The 16,362-nt window shown below is 69.3% G+C and carries 16 protein-coding genes and 1 pseudogene; 6 read left to right on the plus strand and 11 right to left on the minus strand.

Annotated elements, in window-relative coordinates; all coding sequences use genetic code 11:
• The 5 genes and pseudogenes from H297_RS0131845 to H297_RS0131865 form a co-directional block, all read right to left on the minus strand.
• A pseudogene (locus H297_RS0131845) lies at positions 1 to 303 on the minus strand (hypothetical protein); the annotation flags it as partial.
• 300 nt (positions 304 to 603) lie between these two features.
• Positions 604 to 1,698: a hypothetical protein gene (locus tag H297_RS0131850; protein WP_027740346.1), complete on the minus strand. Its 1,095-nt coding sequence runs from the start codon at positions 1,696 to 1,698 to the stop codon at positions 604 to 606.
• On the minus strand, positions 1,695 to 3,929 hold the full coding sequence (locus H297_RS40655) for a DUF6571 family protein (RefSeq protein WP_158693785.1): 2,235 nt from the start codon (positions 3,927 to 3,929) through the stop codon (positions 1,695 to 1,697). The genes H297_RS0131850 and H297_RS40655 overlap by 4 nt, the downstream gene beginning before the upstream one ends.
• 19 nt (positions 3,930 to 3,948) lie before the next feature.
• Entirely contained in the window at positions 3,949 to 4,410 is a 462-nt protein-coding gene (locus tag H297_RS43500; RefSeq protein ID WP_158693786.1) for a hypothetical protein, read from the minus strand.
• Between the two features lie 186 nt (positions 4,411 to 4,596).
• Positions 4,597 to 5,478 carry a Cof-type HAD-IIB family hydrolase gene (locus H297_RS0131865; RefSeq protein ID WP_027740348.1) on the minus strand — a complete coding sequence of 294 codons (882 nt, stop codon included), beginning with the start codon at positions 5,476 to 5,478 and terminating at the stop codon, positions 4,597 to 4,599.
• Between the two features lie 272 nt (positions 5,479 to 5,750).
• On the opposite strand from H297_RS0131865, the gene htpX reads away from it, so the two are divergent.
• The 3 genes from htpX (at position 5,751) to H297_RS0131885 (ending at position 8,135) form a co-directional block, all read left to right on the plus strand.
• Positions 5,751 to 6,656, plus strand: coding sequence for a zinc metalloprotease HtpX (gene htpX, locus H297_RS0131875; protein ID WP_027740349.1), 906 nt, complete (start codon positions 5,751 to 5,753; stop codon positions 6,654 to 6,656).
• A gap of 5 nt (positions 6,657 to 6,661) precedes the next feature.
• A complete protein-coding gene (gene pspAB / locus H297_RS0131880) occupies positions 6,662 to 7,267 on the plus strand; it encodes a PspA-associated protein PspAB (protein ID WP_027740350.1) in 606 nt (201 codons plus the stop codon).
• Between the two features lie 247 nt (positions 7,268 to 7,514).
• The gene (locus H297_RS0131885; protein ID WP_027740351.1) at positions 7,515 to 8,135 is read left to right on the plus strand and encodes a hypothetical protein; all 621 of its coding nucleotides are present in this window, start codon (positions 7,515 to 7,517) and stop codon (positions 8,133 to 8,135) included.
• 91 nt (positions 8,136 to 8,226) lie between these two features.
• Here H297_RS0131885 and H297_RS0131890 read toward each other — a convergent pair whose 3' ends face one another.
• On the minus strand, positions 8,227 to 8,469 hold the full coding sequence (locus tag H297_RS0131890; RefSeq protein ID WP_027740352.1) for a DUF397 domain-containing protein: 243 nt from the start codon (positions 8,467 to 8,469) through the stop codon (positions 8,227 to 8,229).
• Positions 8,466 to 9,287: a Scr1 family TA system antitoxin-like transcriptional regulator gene (locus H297_RS0131895; RefSeq protein WP_027740353.1), complete on the minus strand. Its 822-nt coding sequence runs from the start codon at positions 9,285 to 9,287 to the stop codon at positions 8,466 to 8,468. Before H297_RS0131895 ends, H297_RS0131890 begins: the two co-directional genes overlap by 4 nt.
• 140 nt (positions 9,288 to 9,427) lie before the next feature.
• On the opposite strand from H297_RS0131895, the gene H297_RS0131900 reads away from it, so the two are divergent.
• Positions 9,428 to 9,634, plus strand: coding sequence for a hypothetical protein (locus tag H297_RS0131900; RefSeq protein ID WP_027740354.1), 207 nt, complete (start codon positions 9,428 to 9,430; stop codon positions 9,632 to 9,634).
• Positions 9,631 to 9,828, plus strand: a complete 198-nt coding sequence (locus H297_RS0131905; protein WP_027740355.1) for a hypothetical protein — start codon at positions 9,631 to 9,633, stop codon at positions 9,826 to 9,828. The genes H297_RS0131900 and H297_RS0131905 overlap by 4 nt, the downstream gene beginning before the upstream one ends.
• 28 nt (positions 9,829 to 9,856) lie before the next feature.
• Here the strand turns inward: H297_RS0131905 and H297_RS0131910 are convergent, their stop codons facing one another.
• Genes H297_RS0131910 through H297_RS39660 form a run of 3 tightly spaced genes read right to left on the minus strand, consistent with a single transcriptional unit; the run spans position 9,857 to position 14,329 of the window.
• Positions 9,857 to 10,624: an SDR family NAD(P)-dependent oxidoreductase gene (locus tag H297_RS0131910; RefSeq protein ID WP_027740356.1), complete on the minus strand. Its 768-nt coding sequence runs from the start codon at positions 10,622 to 10,624 to the stop codon at positions 9,857 to 9,859.
• Complete coding sequence (locus tag H297_RS39655; RefSeq protein WP_486589757.1) at positions 10,621 to 12,381, minus strand: hypothetical protein; 1,761 nt, start codon at positions 12,379 to 12,381, stop codon at positions 10,621 to 10,623. The genes H297_RS0131910 and H297_RS39655 overlap by 4 nt, the downstream gene beginning before the upstream one ends.
• Positions 12,374 to 14,329: a flavin-containing monooxygenase gene (locus H297_RS39660; protein WP_078514932.1), complete on the minus strand. Its 1,956-nt coding sequence runs from the start codon at positions 14,327 to 14,329 to the stop codon at positions 12,374 to 12,376. Before H297_RS39660 ends, H297_RS39655 begins: the two co-directional genes overlap by 8 nt.
• A 322-nt stretch (positions 14,330 to 14,651) precedes the next feature.
• On the opposite strand from H297_RS39660, the gene H297_RS0131925 reads away from it, so the two are divergent.
• A complete protein-coding gene (locus tag H297_RS0131925) occupies positions 14,652 to 15,581 on the plus strand; it encodes an amidohydrolase family protein (protein WP_106959746.1) in 930 nt (309 codons plus the stop codon).
• Between the two features lie 113 nt (positions 15,582 to 15,694).
• Here H297_RS0131925 and H297_RS0131930 read toward each other — a convergent pair.
• Positions 15,695 to 16,362, minus strand: a 668-nt coding sequence (locus tag H297_RS0131930) for a hypothetical protein (RefSeq protein WP_486589758.1), incomplete at its 5' end; no start/stop codon positions are given.

Here is a 16,362-nt window from a genome sequence, read left to right on the forward strand (position 1 = left end):
CGCCCTCATATAGTCCGCGGCGCCGTCCAAGGCGGCGGCCTTGTCGGGGTCGGAGGGCTGGTGCCAGTCGAAGACGAGCTCGACATCGTCGGGCAACTCGATGTCGGAGGTACGGAAATCGGCACCGTCCTTCTTGGCGGCCGAACCGCTCTCACGAGGGCTCGCGGAGGACTCCGCCGAGCCCTTGGCACCGTCGATCTTGTCGTCCTTCCCGCCGTCACCCCCACCCCCGCACGCGGCGAGCAACAGGGCCGAGGCGGCGCCGACGGCGGCCAACGAGACGGTGGGGCGGGAGAGTCGCACAACGGGCTCCAGTACGTCAGGTGACTGTCGTGAGCCTGACCGTAGCAAGCGTCACCACCCGATCGCTGCCCGTGCACAGAAGACGAAGCGAAGAGGCCCGGCGAGCGGTGGCGCAGTGGGTGAGGCCCTCTTGGCAGGCCGGAAATCTTCGTTCACTGCGCTGGTTCGCGAACTGACGGCCACAGAAGACGTGTTCCTGGCCAGGATGGGGCCGGGGTAGCAGCCCTTCTGGCCCGAGCAGCGGCGACGGCCTGACCCCCTACGTTGTGGCCGCCACCACGGACCGTGCCTTCGCCCTGGTCAATGGGGTAGTTCGGGCTGTCCGCAGTCGTGCTGCTCGGCGCTCTCGGTGGCGAAAGCGGCCAGAACCGACTTCTCGAAGGCCCGGCCTCCCTTCAGGGGTTTCCCGTCGTTGTCCAGTTTGGGAGAACTGGTCACAGCGAACAGTGAGCGGCTCACGTTCCCGGGACATGCGGCACTCGCCCAGGCCCAGGGCCAGTCCGCACTGCCTTGGCCGCGCTTCCCCGATGTGCCGCTGATCTCCGGGTTGGCGTCACCGGACTCACGAAAGCCACGTGCGAAGGTGTCATGGAGCGCAGAGAGCCGGTACCTCTCTTTGCCCTTGGCATCGAACAGGAGACAGTCCTCGGACGGGGCCTCGGATGAGGACGCAGCGCCGGATGCCTGGGTGATTCCGTGCTGTTTGGCCACGGAAGCCAGTTTCCTCAGTGCGTGACACGTGCCGGCGGCTCGGTTCACGGGCTTTGGTGTCTTGAGGCGTGGAGAGGTCTCCACGGAGCGGATCTTCGGCGGTCTGTCGGCCCCGCACTTCCAGATCGTGGAGGCTTTGCGGGAGACGATGGCAGCAGCACGTGCGAGATGAGTGCGCTCGCTGCTGTCCTGGAATGAGGTCTCGCGTTGGGTCAGTTGCTCCTGGACGTTCACCAGAAGACGAGAAGGGCGCTTCGCTCGGCAGCCCAAGGCGACGGTCACCGAGGCGTGGGTCGGGTTCTCCATGGTGTAGACCCCCGGCCAGCGCGAACCAACTGGGCCGGATACCACGCGAGAATCCAGGTCGTCGTGCACTGCCTGGGCCAGGATGCGGGGTGCCGCCTTCTGCGTGCCGATGTTGACCGTCATCGTCGCGCTGCTGTCGGACGCCCACGCGCTGCATTCCGCGAGGCGGCCCACGGAGCTGATGGAATCGAGGTCGTCGAACTTCGCCGCTTTGACTTTCTCTCTACCGAGCCCTTCCTGGAGCGCCTGCTTCTCCACTGCACCGTCACACAGAGGTCGGAAGTCGTCGTGAGTGACTCGGATGCCTGTCCAGACACCGGTGGCAACGACGAGGGAGCCGACACCGAGAAGAACCCCGTGCTTCTTTCCGAACTTCATTCTTCCCTACCCAGGGCCCTTCTGGCTTCGCGGCGGCCCGAATCGCGTTCTTGCAGAACGTCACCCTTGAGGTTGCTCGCCGTGGCGTCGTCGGGATCCATACCACGAGTCTTCGCCCAATCGTCCACCATGTGACGAACCTGGGTGTCCGACGAGAGCCACTGCCGGGTCATCTCCGCTGCAGCCTCGTTCGTGGCCGCCGTCTTCGTGTCCTTGGCTTCCTCCCAGGTCCAGAAATACGCCGCACGAGTCGGTATGTCTGCGACGTTGGGGATCGGAGCCAAGGTGCCTGCGATGACGTTGTACTTGACCTGCTGGTTCCAGTCGGCGTCGCTGAGTTTTTGATCGCGCAGGTCCAGGGTGTGATCCTGCCTTATCGCTTCGAACGTTCCCATGCTGCGACCGGCGTGGGACATGGCCTGGTCGATGTCCTTCTTTTTCGCGTTCTCGGGAAGAGAGAGGACATCTTCCCTGATCTGCTCGCGCTCGGCCTGGTGCAGCACCGTGAACGCCTCGGGGGAGTCACTGACTCCCCGCATGACACGGATGAGCCGGTCAGGGCTGGCAGAGAGGTGTGCGTCACCCTCCGAGCCGTACACTCCGAGGTTGTCCCGGACCGAGTTTGTCGGATCCAGCGTCCTGTGGGTGTCATGTGCATAGTCCGCAAGCGCATTGGCCAAGGGGTTGTGCATGGACTTGGGGAGCGGGTCGCCGTTTTCCTTCGGGTCCAGATAAATGAGGGAGCCGTCCAGAACACGGGCCTCGGCTGCCGAGTGCTGAGCGCCGGTCCGGGGATGGTCGCCCTCCCCGAGGGGGCGCTCACCCGTGGCGCCCGCCTCGATGGCCAGGGCGAGGCCTTTCCAGGCGTCGGTCTCCTCGCTGTCCTGCCCGGTTATCTCGACGTTGCCCTGCCATCTGCTGTGGTCGACAAGCTTCCAGTCGCGCTTTTTGGCGAGGTATTCGAGGTTGTCGTCCCTGTCGTGCGGATCGTTGTCCGGTTTCGGATCGAGGTATTCCGTGGATGCTTCGGGGTTCCTGGACATGACCTCCAGGATCCCGTCGAGCGGGTCATGGGCGAACCGTCCGTCACTCTTCCCGAAGTCACCGCGAAGATCCCATACGTCAGGGTTGCCGCCCTGACTCCTGTCCTCGGCTCTGCGGATATCGTCGGCTGTGTCCTGTAGGAAGTCCTTGTCGTATTCACCGCCCTGCTTCATCAGGGAGACCAGGCTCTGGTAGCCCCGCACCTGCTGGTTGTGACCGGTTCCGGTGGTGATCTTCTCCGCTGCGAGGTCCAGGTCGTACTTCTTCAGACCTGCCTTCTTCATGTCCTTACGGAATTTGTCGTAGAAGTCTGATCTCGGGTCGCGGGTGGCGGTGGCCAGTACAGTTGCCAGGCCTTTGTCCAATGTAAGGTAGCTTTTGTTGTGCTTTTTGTCGCCGGAATGACTGATGTCGTCGAGTTCGTTGTGGGCCCGGATGAGGCCGTCGGGACCGCCGACGGAGTTGATCAGGGTGCGGCTGAACTCCACATCCTTACCGTTCTCCTGCATCAGGAATTTGAGCTCCCGCGCGTGCGCGGGCGAGGGCTTGTGGCCGTCGCGGACATCCTTCAGCAGGTCTCCGGCCCGGGCGGCGTTGGTCTCCCCTACATCGCCCTTCAGGGCACTGTTGAATCCGCCGGGGACGCCCTTCTGGTCGCGAGGATCGGTCAGGAGGGCGAGCTTGATGTTATGGTCGGCCCGTTGTGTGGCCTTGACGGCCTCGTTGATACGTTCTGTCCACGCATCTTCGGTCTCTTGCCGTGCCACGTGGTCCCGCCGATAGCCTTCCGCCCGCTTTTCTCCCTTCTTCTCACGCACCTTTTCAAGATCCATGGTGCAGCGGCCGTTGGACGACACGATCATGCAGGCTTTGCGGGCCGCATCTCGCTCATTTTCCACATGCTCTTTGCATTTTTTGAGGATCTGGTGGGCGTCTTCCAGCAACCCTGCTACCGCGTGGGCTTCGTCGCGAGCCCCGGTGTACTCTTGCAGGGTGAGGTTGGCTTGGTTCCCGTAGGAGACCGCTGACTCGCCATTCCACGTGTCGGCTCGCACTGCTGCTTTGACGTGGTCCCGGTAATCGTCATGCAGGGTGTTGAATTTATCACCCATTTCTTTCCATGCTGTCGACGCAGTCTTCAGGCATCCCAGGTCTGTGTGAATGATTTCTTCATACGTGACCGGCATCCGCTCCCCCTCCCAGGGCTCAGAAGTCGTCTAGTTTGCTCTTCGGAGTCGGCTTCGGATGCAGTGAGTCGAAGCCTTGGGAGGTCCGTATGTCCTGTTGCCCGAAAAGCTTGTTGGTGTCCAGGAGTGTTTCCCGCTCCGCCTTCAGGCGGTTCATGAGATTCTTGTGGTGGTCGTTCCACTTGTTCATGCGATGGCGCATGCCCGCGTAGACTTCCCAACCCTGTAGCTTGCCGCTGTAGGTGGTGGGGCTGGAGGGGTTGCCCACCGCTGTCTCGTTGCTCTCGTCCGCCTTGTTGCCGGCCCTACTGGTGGCTGGGCCGAGTGTTTGCGAGATGTGATGGGCTGCTGCGCGCTTCTTTGCTTCCGAGTGGACCAGGTCGGTCTCCGGGGGGATGTGACCGCCCGGCCGGTTTCCCCCGCTGGTGTCGCCTTGTGTTCCTGCGAGATGCACTCGGACAGCCTCTTCACTGGGCTCCATGTCCCCCTCCTGGAGTGTGTGAGGCGGGCGCTCCCCCGCCCACCCCACCCGTCCTGATCATGACAGTCGGTGACCACGCTAATCCCATGGGTCATGGGGCGCAATGGTTGACGGGGCGGGGCCCCGGGAGACGAAGGCATTACCGGTTGGAGGCCAAGGACGTCGGCGATGCCTTCCGGCTGTGCGCTACAACAAGGTTTCGATCACCTTGGCGACGCCGTCGTCCTCGTTGGTGGAGGTGGTGTGGGTGGTGCACATGAGGACGTCGGGGTGGGCGTTGGCCATGGCGTAGGAGGTGCCGGCCCAGCTCAGCATGGCGAGGTCGTTGGGCATGTCGCCGAAGGCGACGACCTGTTCGCGGGGGATGCCGCGCTCCTCGCAGGCCAGCGCAAGGGTGCTGGCCTTGCTGACGCCGGGTCCGGAGATCTCCAGGAGGGCGCTGGGGCTGGAGCGGGTGAACTCGGCGTGGGCGCCGGCGGTCTTGCGGCCCAGGGCGAGGAACTCGTCGGGGTCCATCGTGGGGTGGTGGGCGAGCAGTTTGATGACGGGCTCGGCGAAGTGGCCCTCGCGGCTGTCGGTGAGGAGCTCTTCGACGGGGGCGTAGGAGGCACCGGGGTCGCCGGGGAAGTGCGGGTAGTGGGGCTCGTAGTGGATGCCCTGGGCGCGCTCGACGGCGAAGGTGACCCCGGGGGCCACGGAGCGCAGCGTCTCGACGACGCCGACGGCGTCGGGGCGGGTGAGCTCGCGTACGCGCACGACGCGGCGGCCGGCGTGCAGGTCGACGACGGCGGCGCCGTTGGCGCAGATGGCGAGCCCGTGGCCGTGGACGTGTTCGCTGACGATGCCCATCCAGCGGGCGGGCCGCCCGGTGACGAAGAAGACCTCGACACCGGCGGCCTCGGCGGCGGCCAGTGCGGCGACGGTGCGGGGGGAGACCGTCTTGTCGTTCCGCAGCAGGGTGCCGTCCAGGTCGGTGGCGATCAGGCGCGGGGCGGGCCGCGCTCCGTCGGACGGGGGGCGCGGGCTCTTCGGGGCGAGGTGTTCAGGCGGGTGCGTCACAGCACCCATCTTCGCGCATATGCCTGAACATGCGTGCGAGGCGGCGCACAAATGAGAGCACACGGCAGCACGGGGTGAAGGCGGGGATGCACGCCGGGCGCACGAGGGGGCGTGTGGCGGAGCACCGGAGCACAATCGGAAGAGAGCCCTCATGCGGGGGTGCCCCTCTCGTGCGCCGGGCTGCCGGTGGGCGCGGGGCACCGACGGTGACGGTACCGGTCCGAGGGCTCGTGCTCCGGGGTCCGGGAAGGGCCCCGCGCTCAGGGGAAGGAGCGGCTGTCATGGCCCGTCGTTCGCGCTATGTCGCCGACCGTGGCCTGACCACCCGGATGGCCACCACGATGTTCTTCATCGGCCTGCTCTACGTCGTCCTTGTCGGCGTGCTGGTGGTGGCGCTGGGGAAGGCCTGGCCGCTGGTGCTGGTGATCGCGGGCGCGCTGTTCGTCGCCCAGTTCTGGTTCAGCGACCGGATCGCCGCGTTCAGCATGGGCGCCCGCGAGGTCACCCCGCGGCAGGCGCCCGAGCTGCACGGCGCGGTCGACAGGCTCTGTGCGCTGGCCGACATGCCCAAGCCGCGGGTGGCCGTTGCCGAGAGCGACGTGCCCAATGCGTTCGCCACGGGCCGTAATCAGCGGAACGCGATGGTGTGCGCCACCACGGGGCTGCTGCGCCGCCTGGAGCGGGACGAGCTGGAGGGGGTGCTGTCGCACGAGCTGTCGCATGTCGCGCACCGCGATGTCGCCGTCATGACGATCGCCTCGTTCCTGGGCGTGCTGGCCGGGATCATGACCCGGGTGGCCCTGTGGAGCAATCTGGGCCGCAGCGCCAGCCAGAACAACAACCCGGCGGGGCTGCTCATCCTGATCGTTCCGCTGGTCAGCGCGGTGGTCTACATCGTCAGCTTCCTGCTGACCCGTCTGCTGTCCCGGTACCGGGAGCTGTCGGCGGACCGTGCCGGGGCGCTGTTGACCGGCCGGCCCTCCACGCTGGCCTCCGCCCTCACCAAGATCAGTGGTGACATGGCCCGGATCCCCACCCGGGACCTGCGCAGGGCCGAGCCGTACAACGCGTTCTTCTTCGTGCCCGCGTTCTCCGGCGAGAGCCTGGCCACGCTGCTGTCCTCGCACCCCTCGCTGGACAAGCGGCTCGAACAGCTCCGCCGCATCTCCGCGCAGCTGGGGCAGTGACGGCCATGGGTTTCTGGGACGCGCTGCTGGGCCGCAGCAAGCCCAAGCGGCCGGATCTCGACCAGCTCTTCGCGCTGCCTTCCGCCGCACTGACGCTCCAGGCGGGTACGGCCTTCCTGCCGACGGGCACCGGGGCGGTGTGCTTCGCCAGCGTCGAGGGGGCCGCCTTCACCAGGTTGCAGGGCGAGGTGCGGGAGCTGCTGGACGCGGACACGGGGCGCGGCGGCATCCCCGTCGAGTTCGAACGGGACTCCTACGGTTACACCTGGCTGACCGCCCGCCACCCCGCCGACGACCTGGCGGCTCTCGTCAACGACCTGCACGCGGTCAACACGCTGCTGGCGGAGGGCGGGTTCGGCCCGCAGCTGCTCTGCTCGACCGTCGGGTTCCGGGAGGGAGAGGGGGAGGGGAAGGGGAAGGGAGCGCGGTCCCTTGCGCTGATCTACCTCTACAAGCGGGGCACCTTCTATCCGTTCGCTCCCGTTCCCGGCGGTGCCGAGAAGCGGGACAACCCGTTGGAGCTCCAGGTGAGCGGGCTGCTGGCGAACGATCTGCCGGTGGAGGAGGACCTGGGCCGCTGGTTCCCGGTCTGGGGTGCCCCGGGCCTGTGACCGCCCCTGCCGTCCCCGGGGCGCACCCGTCATGACATCCGTGGCAACGGTTCCGTCACTGTCGAGCCCTGCGCGCCTCGTCGTGACATGCCTCTGGCAAGATCAGGCGCCTGATGAACCCCCCGGTCGCAGGGCTGCCGCGGCATGTTTTTGACGTGCCCGCGTCCAGCCGTCGACGTGACCGTGGCGAACGTTCATCCGGGCCGACGAGTCCGACGGGGACTTCAACGGGGAAAGTGAGGAACACATGCGTACGTGGACGCGCGCGGTGCCGGTGACGGCCGGCGCACTGGTGCTGGCCCTGGCACTGACCGGGTGCAACTCGGGGAAGGGCCACCACAAGTCCAGCTCGAAGGACCACTCGTCGTCCTCTTCGTCAGGCGGCTCCGGCTCCACCGAGGAGAAGACCAGCTACCGGCTCGGGGAGACCAGCCCGGACCAGACGAGCGACGAGCAGTCGTCCAAGGGCGCCAAGTACACCGTCACCCCCACCAAGGTGCAGACGGGTACCAAGGCCGACATGGACGGCTCCGGCCTGGAGAAGGACAAGGACGAGGGCCCCAAGATCCCCGTCTACGTCTGGTCGACGCTCTCCCACAAGAGCGGCAAGCCCATGGAGCTCGGCGACATGGACGACGATCTGGTCGTGAAGACGGACAAGGGCGACCGCACCCGCGCCCTGATCGTCCTCATGGGTGACGCGAAGTGGCCCAACTGCCCGGCCACCGACACCGACAAGAAGCTCAGCCCGGGGCAGTCCACGAAGATCTGCACCGCCTTCCTCGTCCCGGAGGGGCAGCGGGCCAAGGCCGTCGAACTGTCCAGGGGCTTCACCAAGGAGCCCCTGTCGTGGCGGGCCGAAAGCTGACGCTTTGACGGCTGCGGTCCGCGAGGTGTGTGCCGCGACCGCGACCCTCCCCTTCACAGGGCTCCCTTGTGAAGGGGAGGGTTTTCCGGTCCTACCGGCCCACCTGACCGATGAAGACGCTCCACGCGTCCGCGGGGAGGGTGAGGGTGGGCCCGGCGGCGCCGTTCTTCGAATCGCGTACGTGGATGACGCGGGGACAGGTCGCGACCTCCACGCACTGCCCCCCTCCGCCGTCGCTGTGTGTGGACTTGCGCCACTGGAGCGCGACTTCGAGACACTGGCCACCCGACCCACTGCTGTAGCTCGACTTGCACCAGGTGAGTTCGCTGCTCACAGTTCCTCCAGACGGCGTTGGATGAGGCGCGCGGAGTCCGCAGGCCGCAGGGCGTTCACCTGGATCATGCCAAAGCGCTGATGCCACGCGCTGACTGTTTCTTTGTCCGCGATCAAGGAACTCTGCCCCTGAGCTTCAACGTAGCCAAAGACACGGTGTTCGGGCGTCTCCAGCAAGGTCATTGGGCCATCGGTCGGCACTGGCTGGGAGTCGAAGGGCAGGGCCAGCACCCGCACGTGGTGAAGGTCGCTCAGGCTCAGCAGGTGCCCGAGTTGTTCTCGCATGACGTCTGAGTTGCCAGTTGTGCGGTGCAGGACGGCTTCGTCCAGTACGAAACAGAGGGACGCCAAGGGCTCACGGGCGAGGAGCGTCTGCCGGGCAAGGCGCTCTTCGACGAGGTCCTCGATCCTCTGCTTAGTGAAGTGCGGTGCCCATGCCTGAAACACGGCCCTGGCGTACCGCTCCGTCTGGAGGAGCCCGTTCACGGCCTGGGTGTCGTACGTCCGCAGACTGATCGCGCTGGCTTCCAGGCGGAACCACTCGTCGAACTTTTTCGGATACTGCTCCCTCTCCAGGTCCTTGCCGACGCAGGCGAGAGCCTGATGAGCGTTGAGGGCGGCGTCGAGGGCGGAGGCCGCCCGCTCGTCGGGGATGCGTTCGCCGCGTTCGAAGGCGCCGATGGTGGAGGCGGAGAAGCCGGTGAGCTGTCCCAGCTTCTCCCGGGAGAACCCACGGTGCTCCCGGACCTTGCGGAGCTGTTTGCCGAAGCCGCTGACCAGCGGGGAGGTCTCGGCCGAAGTGACGTCGGTATCGCTCATGTGCGGTCCAGGGGGGTGGGGATGGCTCTTACGAGTCAGATTGGCAGGTTCGTCCAAACGCTGTCCGCGTAATCCCACAAGTGCTCTCTGTGAGTGGGTGATCACTTCCCGTGGGGCGCGATCGGGGTCACCGTAGAGGCATGGATACAGAGTCGAACCCGCAGGACGCGCTGGCCATCGGGTGCAGGGCGGCCCAGGAGCTGGCCGAGGCGTTGGCCCTCGCAGGGTGCAAGCTGCCCTCGGTGATGGGTGGCTTCCCCGTGATGGGCAGGCCGCATGTGGAACTGGGCGGCGCGTCCGCGGACACCGTCTTCGCGCTGGCACGGTGGATCAGGGAGCGGGCGTGAGCGAGGAGCCGCCCGCCGTGCGGGAGGCGCACAGAATGACGCTCCGGGTCTACCGGGTGGCGGCCGACACCGGCCGCCACGTGCCGGTGCGGTCGGTCACCGTCGTGGAGAAGGGGCCGTGGCTCGGCCCGCCGGGCGGTTTCAGCCCGGGGACCTACCCACCGTGCGAGTGCCCGGCGCACCGGCAGGAGTAGGGCGCTCCGCCGGGGGCGACCCGGCCGGTCAGACGGCGGCCCAGCCGTCGTCGACCGGCAGGACGGCACCGTTGACGAACGCGGCCTCGTCCGAGGCCAGGAAGACGAGGGCGGCGGCCTGTTCCTCCGCGGTGCCCATCCGGCCGATGTTCGCCCCGATCAACCCGCCTATCAGGGCGGGCCCGTGCGCCCCCGGCACCGCGTCCACCTGGATGCCGGTGCTGGTGGGGCCGGGGGCGACGGCGTTGGCCCGGATGCCCTGCTTCCGGTACATCACGGCCAGGTTCTTGACCAGGCCGGTGACACCGTGCTTGGCGGCGGTGTAGGCGGCACCGGCCGCACCGCCGCGCAGCCCGGCCTCCGACGCGGTGAAGAGGACCGAGCCGCGCCCGGCGGCGAGCATGTGCGGCAGCACGGCGCGGGTCAGCAGGAAGGGCGCCGTCAGGTTGATGCGCAGGACACGCTCCCACTCCGTGTCGTCGGTCTCGCCCAGCGCCGACATCCGGTCCATGACCCCGGCGTTGTTCACCAGGACGTCGATGCCGCCGAAGGCCGCGACGGCCCGCTCGACGACGGCGTCCACCACGTGCTGCTCGCTCAGGTCGCCGGTGACGGCGAGGGCGGTGCCGCCGGTCTGCCTGATCCCGCCCACGACCTGCTCCGCGCCGGCGTGGTCCAGGTCCGCGACCACGACCCGGGCGCCGTCCGCCGCGAACCGTACGGCCGCCGCCCGGCCGATACCCGAGGCGGCCCCGGTCACCACCACGGTGCGCGCGGTCCCGCTGTTCTCCGTCATACGTCGTCCTTGTCGGTTGCGGCCGGTTCGTCGGAACCGGTGGTCCCGTTCGTGGAGGAGCGGGGCGACAGCCGCAGAACGGTGCCCTCCCCGTCGGCTGAGAGGAGCAGCGAGCCGTCGGGTGCCGCGGCCAGGCCCGCGAAGGACCGCGGCAGGCCCGGCATGCCGTGGGTGAAGAGGGCGGGGGCGGCGCGGGGCCCGGCCCCGGGAGGCGGCCCGACCGGCAGGTCCTCGGCCTCGGTCCGGCGTTCCCCCGTGGTGAGCGACACGGCACACAGCCGCCGGGCACCGGCCTCCACGGCGAACAACTCGCCGCCCAGGACCGCCAGCCCTTGCGGAGCGTCGAGCCCGTCCGCGACGACGGCCGGGGCCCCGTCTTCGGCCCCGTTCCCGTACCCGATCCTGAGCACCTGCCCGCGTACCTCGTCGCTCACGTAGCAGTGCCCCTCGGAGTCGAGCGTCACGTCCACCGGGCGGTCGAGCCCCTCGGCGAGCACGGTGCTGGTGTCGTCCTCGGCCAGCGCGACCACCCGGCCCGCGTCGGTCTCGGCGACGATCAGGCCGCCGCCGGACAGCGCGACGATGCCGGTGGGCCGTCGCAGACCGCGCGCGCGTACGCGGGTGGTGCCGCGCGTGGGATCGTAGGTGGTGATCTCGCCGTACTGCGAGGCCAGATGGAGCAGCCCGTCCGCCGCGCTGATGCCGTGGGCGAACGGCCGCAGCAGATGGGTGGTCACCTCTTCCGCGCCGTCCGCCGCGCGCTGTCCGGGCCCGGCCACGCGGTAGTGGTCGGCGGTGTACACCGTCCCCGCGAGGTCGACGGTCACCCCGAAGGGACCGGCGAGGCCGCGGGGCACGAGCGGGCGGGACCGTCCGTCCGGGTGCAGTTCGGTGATGCCGCCGCCGGCGTAGCTGGAGACGTACATCCTGTTCTCCGCGTCGAACGCGGCGTTGTCGAGCCCGGCCAGCCCACTGGTGACGACCGTCCGCGCACCGCTGCCGTGCAGGTCGATGCGGGTCACGAGCCCGGCCGAGCCGCGGGAGAGCACCAGCAGTACGCCGCCTTGGTCGAAGCGCACCGCGACGGGCTCGGGCACGTCCTGCGCGACCAGTTCGGGATCCCCGCAGTCCATCGGGATGCGCCAGACCTGACCGGTCACCATGTGCGGGTAGTACAGATGGCCGTCGGGGCCCCGTTGCATCGCGTTGCCCAGGGCGAGCCCCGCGGTCAGCACCCGGGGCGGGGCGTCGCTGCCGGGAAAGAGCTCCAGCAGCCGGCCGTCCCGCTTCATCTCGTTGACGAACAGCCGCTCGCCGACACAGGTGATGCCGTTGGGCACCTCCACCTGGTCGCACACCAGGGTGTACTCCCCCAGCGGGCTGCGCCGCCACACCCGGCCGGGGACCAGGTCGGTGATGTACATCGACCCGTCCGCGGCGAAGGCGAGGTCGTCGGGGGACTGGACCGGGCCGTCCATCGGCACCACCGTCTCCACGTCCCCGGTGGCGGGATCCACCGCGCTGATCATGCCCGACAGGAACTGCGCGGCGTACAGCCTGCCGTCGGGCCCGAACGCCACCCCGTTCGAACCCCACAGCGGGCTGGGCGGGTTGAGCCTGTGGACGCCGCGACGCGTCCGGATTCCGTGCCGGGCGGTGCGCGGGGAGCCGGGCGTGCGGGGTGCGCCGAGTGCGTCGGATGAGCCGGGTACGGCGGAGAAACCGGGAGCGCCACAGGCGCCAGATGTGTCAGGCATCGCCGCACCCGCCCTCGGCGTGCTCTGCCCCGCGCCCCGCGGCAGGGGCCAGGACCTCGTCCATGCCCCCGTTCGCCCGCCAGTCCCTGAGCAGGCCGTGGAAGGCGATCGGCCCGTCCCCGTAGGACTCGCTGCGCTTCCTGGGACTGCCCTCGTTGTTGTAGTAGCCGGGGGTGCACTCCGCGTGGAAGTCGTACAGGTCGGCGGCCTTCTCGCGGATCGTCGCGACCCAGGCGGACTCCGCCTCGGGAGTGGGCTCCACCTGGCGGGCCCGGCGCTCGCGCGCCTCGCCGACGACGGCGGCCACATGCGTGGCCTGCTCGTCGAGGACGTGGACGAAGTTGACGCTGCTGGCGTTCTGCAACGGCCCGAGCTGGAAGAGATTGGGGAAGCCGTGGCTGTAGAAGCCGTGCAGCGTGCGGGGCCCCGCCCGCCACGCCTCGGACAGCGTGACGCCGCCGCGCCCGTACACCGGCAGCCGCCCGGAGGTGACGCCCGAGACACCGACCTCGAAGCCCGTCCCGAAGATGATGCAGTCGACCTCGTAGGCGGTGTCGCCCACCACGACCGCTGTCTCGGTGATCCGCTCCACGCCGTGGGTGTCGGCCGTGTCCACCAGCGTGACGTCGGGCCGGTTGAAGGTCTCAAGGTAGCTGTCGCTGAAGGTGGGACGCTTGCACATGTACCGGTACCAGGGCTTGAGCTTCTCGGCCGTCTCCGGGTCCTCGACGATCGCCTCGACGCGCGCCCGGATCTCGTTCATCTTCTGGAAGTCGGCCAGCTCGTAGGCGCGTTCGCGCTCCTCGGCGGACAGGTCGCGGTAGCTGTCGCTCGGAATGAGCTTCTGGTGCAGGCGGGCGCTGCTGGTCCAGCCGTCGTCCACCAGGTCCTCGTCCGTGCGGCCGCCGGTGACCAGGGTGAGGAAGTTGTCCCTGCGGCGCCGCTGCCAGCCGGGGGAGAGGGAGGCGGCCCACTCGGGATCGGTGGGACGGTTGCCGCGGACGTCGACCGAGGAGGGCGTGCGCTGGAAGACGTACAGGTGCTCGGCGTCCGCGCCGAGGTGCGGCACGCACTGGACGGCCGTCGCACCCGTACCGATCAGGGCGACGCGCTTGTCCCGCAGCCCGTGCAGGTTCCCCGTGGCGTCGCCGCCGGTGTAGGCGTAGTCCCAGCGGCTGGTGTGGAACGTGTGCCCGGTGAAGGTCTCGATCCCCGGGATCCCGGGCAGCTTCGCCTCGCTGAGCGTGCCGCTGGCGGTCACCACGTACCGCGCCCGCACGAGATCGCCGCGGTCGGTGGCCACGAGCCACTCCGAGGCGTCCTGGTCCCACCGCAGTTCGGTCACCCGGGTCTGGAAGAGGGCGTCCGGATACAGGCCGAAGATCCGGCCGATCTCCTGCGCGTGCTGTCGGATCTCCGCGCCCGGCGCGTACTTCCACCGGGGGACGTAGCCGACCTCCTCCAGCAGCGGCAGGTAGATGTACGACTCGATGTCGCAGTGGATGCCCGGGTACCGGTTCCAGTACCAGGTGCCGCCGAAGTCCCCGCCCTTCTCGATCACCCGGATCGACTCCACCCCCGCCTGCCGTAGCCGTGCCCCGGCCAGCAGACCGCCGAAACCGCCGCCCACCACCGCCACTTCGACCCGGTCGCGCAGCGGCTTTCTGGGCGGGGCGGGCGCGGCGTACGGGTCCTCGTCGTAGTACCCGAACCGGCCGGTGACGCGCTGGTACTGCTTGCTGCCCTCCGGGCGGATCCGCCGGTCGCGTTCGGCGCGGTAGCGGGCCCGGAGGGCGGCCGGATCGAAACCGGGCTCCGGAAGACCGTCCGCGGAGCCGGACGCAGGGCTCGATGCAGGGCTCGATGCAGGGCTTGGGGAGGAGCCGTGGGAAGCGTCGTGGGCGGCGCCGTCGGCGGCCGGGCCGGCGGGGGTGCGGGGTCGGGGCATGTCGTTCCTCCTCGTCGGGGGCGCTGCTGCCGGTGCGGCCGTCGGCCGCGTTCCACAGCGCTCCGCCTGCGGCGGCTGTTGTGCACCGTACACATGATGTGTATCAAACACAGTGCTGGTGCTTGCAGGCGAGGGTGCCTCGGCGGTCGTCGCGGCCTGGGCGGCCCCGGCTGCTGTGGCGGCCGTCGGCCATGCGGCTGTTCCAGCCTGTACGCGGCGGTCCTAGGGTGGCCCGATGGAGAGTGATGGGGCGGACGCGGAGACGGCCGGAGCGGAACCCCGGACCGTGGCCGGAGCGGAGCCCGGGGCCGGGGAGGCACCGATGCCCGGGACAGCGGACGGAGCGATGTCCGGGACCGCGGGCCCGGGCGCGGCCGAGGAGCGGGCGCGGGTGGCGGCCTTCCGTTCCCGCATCGGCGTCACGTCCCTGATCGACGTCCACACCCACTTCATGCCGGAACGGCTGCTGGCCAAGGTGTGGGCGTACTTCGACGCGGCGGGCCCCCTGGTGGGGCGCCGGTGGCCGGTCACCTACCGCGAGGCGGAGCAGCGGCGACTGGCGCTCCTGCGCGGCTTCGGCGTCCGCGCGTTCACGTCCCTGTTCTACCCGCACAAGCCGGGCATGGCCCGCTCCCTCAACGACTGGTCGGCCGAGTTCGCCGCCCGTACGCCCGACTGTCTGCACTCGGCCACGTTCCACGCCGAGCCCGGTGCCGCCGACGACGTGCGCCGCGCCCTCGACCAGGGCGCCCGGGTCTTCAAGTGCCACATCCAGGTGGGCGATTTCGACCCGCGCGACCCGCTGCTGGACGAGGTGTGGGGGGTGCTGGCCGAGGCCCGCGTCCCGGTCGTCACGCACTGCGGTTCGGGGCCGGTCCCCGCCGCGTACACGGGACCCGGACCCGTCGGTGCCGTGCTCGCCCGCCATCCCCGGCTGCGGCTGGTCGTCGCCCACCTGGGCATGCCGGACTACGCGGACTTCCTCGACCTGGCCGAGCGCTACCCGGACCTGCTGCTGGACACGACGATGGTCTTCACCGACTTCGTCGAGACCGACTCCCCGTTCCCGGCCGCCGCACTGCCCCGCCTGGCCGCGCTCGGCGACCGCGTCCTGCTGGGCACCGACTTCCCCAACATCCCCTACTCCTACGCCCACGCCCTGGAGGCGATGGAGCAGCGGACCGGACTCGGTACGGCCTGGCTACGCGCCGTCTGCCACGACAACGCCGCCCGGGTGTTCGGGCTGCGGTGATCCGTGGGCGCGGCGAACCCTGTCCGGGCTGGAGCGACCCGTGTTCGGGGAGGAGTGGCCGCGAGCGGGCTGGTGGCCCCTGGGCGAGGGGGCCAGTCGGGGCCGGTCGGAACCTACGGCGCCCGGAGGGAGTTCAGCCACCGGGACAGTCCGCCGTAGCCCAGCGGTACGACCTCCTTGTAGGACAGTTCGTCGTCCAGCGACACCACCAGCCTGCAGAACGGCGGATACCACGTCCTGCGCAGGTGGGCACGCTTGTCGAGGACGGCCTCCAGGAAGGCGGGGGTGGCCTCCCGGGGCAGATCGTGGAAGGTCACGCCGTCGAGGGTGAGGTGCGCGTCCCCCTCCTCGAAGAGCTGGACGGTGATCCTCGGGGTGGCGGGGGTGCCGTCGGGGCCGTCGGTCGCGGGGATCTCCACCAGCGCCTCGTGCGGAAGGGAGCCGTCCTCGTCGGTGACGGCGAACGCCCCGGCCGCCGTACGCCGCGACGAGACGTCCGCACCGATGGCGTGCTCCACGCTCACCGGCAGCCCGCGCCGCTCGGCCAGCGCGGACAGCACCTCCGCTGCCGCCTCGGTGCTGTGGATCTGGGGCGGGTGCCCGTGCTGGTGCCGCTGGCCGCTCCCGTGGCCGGTCCCGTCGCTGTCGTCCATACCACCGAGGATGCCTGCTGCGCGGCGGCGGCGCCTGCTGCGCGTGCTTGGTGGGGTGGGCGTGCGAGGGGGCGGCGTCTGCTGCGCGTGCTTGGTGGGGTGGGCGTGCGAGGGGGCGGCGTCTGCTG

This window comes from Streptomyces sp. CNT360 (genome assembly GCF_000424785.1).

Bases quoted from the DNA above. Each gene is read 5' to 3' on its own strand.
- H297_RS0131885 (WP_027740351.1), top strand. From the start codon at position 7,515: ATGCGTACGTGGACGCGCGCGGTGCCGGTGACGGCCGGCGCACTGGTG.
- H297_RS0131850 (WP_027740346.1), bottom strand. From the start codon at position 1,698: ATGAAGTTCGGAAAGAAGCACGGGGTTCTTCTCGGTGTCGGCTCCCTC.
- H297_RS0131925 (WP_106959746.1), top strand. From the start codon at position 14,652: ATGCCCGGGACAGCGGACGGAGCGATGTCCGGGACCGCGGGCCCGGGC.
- H297_RS0131865 (WP_027740348.1), bottom strand. From the start codon at position 5,478: ATGGGTGCTGTGACGCACCCGCCTGAACACCTCGCCCCGAAGAGCCCG.
- H297_RS39660 (WP_078514932.1), bottom strand. From the start codon at position 14,329: ATGCCCCGACCCCGCACCCCCGCCGGCCCGGCCGCCGACGGCGCCGCC.
- H297_RS0131895 (WP_027740353.1), bottom strand. From the start codon at position 9,287: ATGAGCGATACCGACGTCACTTCGGCCGAGACCTCCCCGCTGGTCAGC.
- H297_RS0131910 (WP_027740356.1), bottom strand. From the start codon at position 10,624: ATGACGGAGAACAGCGGGACCGCGCGCACCGTGGTGGTGACCGGGGCC.
- H297_RS39655 (WP_486589757.1), bottom strand. From the start codon at position 12,381: ATGCCTGACACATCTGGCGCCTGTGGCGCTCCCGGTTTCTCCGCCGTA.
- htpX (WP_027740349.1), top strand. From the start codon at position 5,751: ATGGCCCGTCGTTCGCGCTATGTCGCCGACCGTGGCCTGACCACCCGG.
- H297_RS0131900 (WP_027740354.1), top strand. From the start codon at position 9,428: ATGGATACAGAGTCGAACCCGCAGGACGCGCTGGCCATCGGGTGCAGG.
- H297_RS40655 (WP_158693785.1), bottom strand. From the start codon at position 3,929: ATGCCGGTCACGTATGAAGAAATCATTCACACAGACCTGGGATGCCTG.
- H297_RS43500 (WP_158693786.1), bottom strand. From the start codon at position 4,410: ATGGAGCCCAGTGAAGAGGCTGTCCGAGTGCATCTCGCAGGAACACAA.
- pspAB (WP_027740350.1), top strand. From the start codon at position 6,662: ATGGGTTTCTGGGACGCGCTGCTGGGCCGCAGCAAGCCCAAGCGGCCG.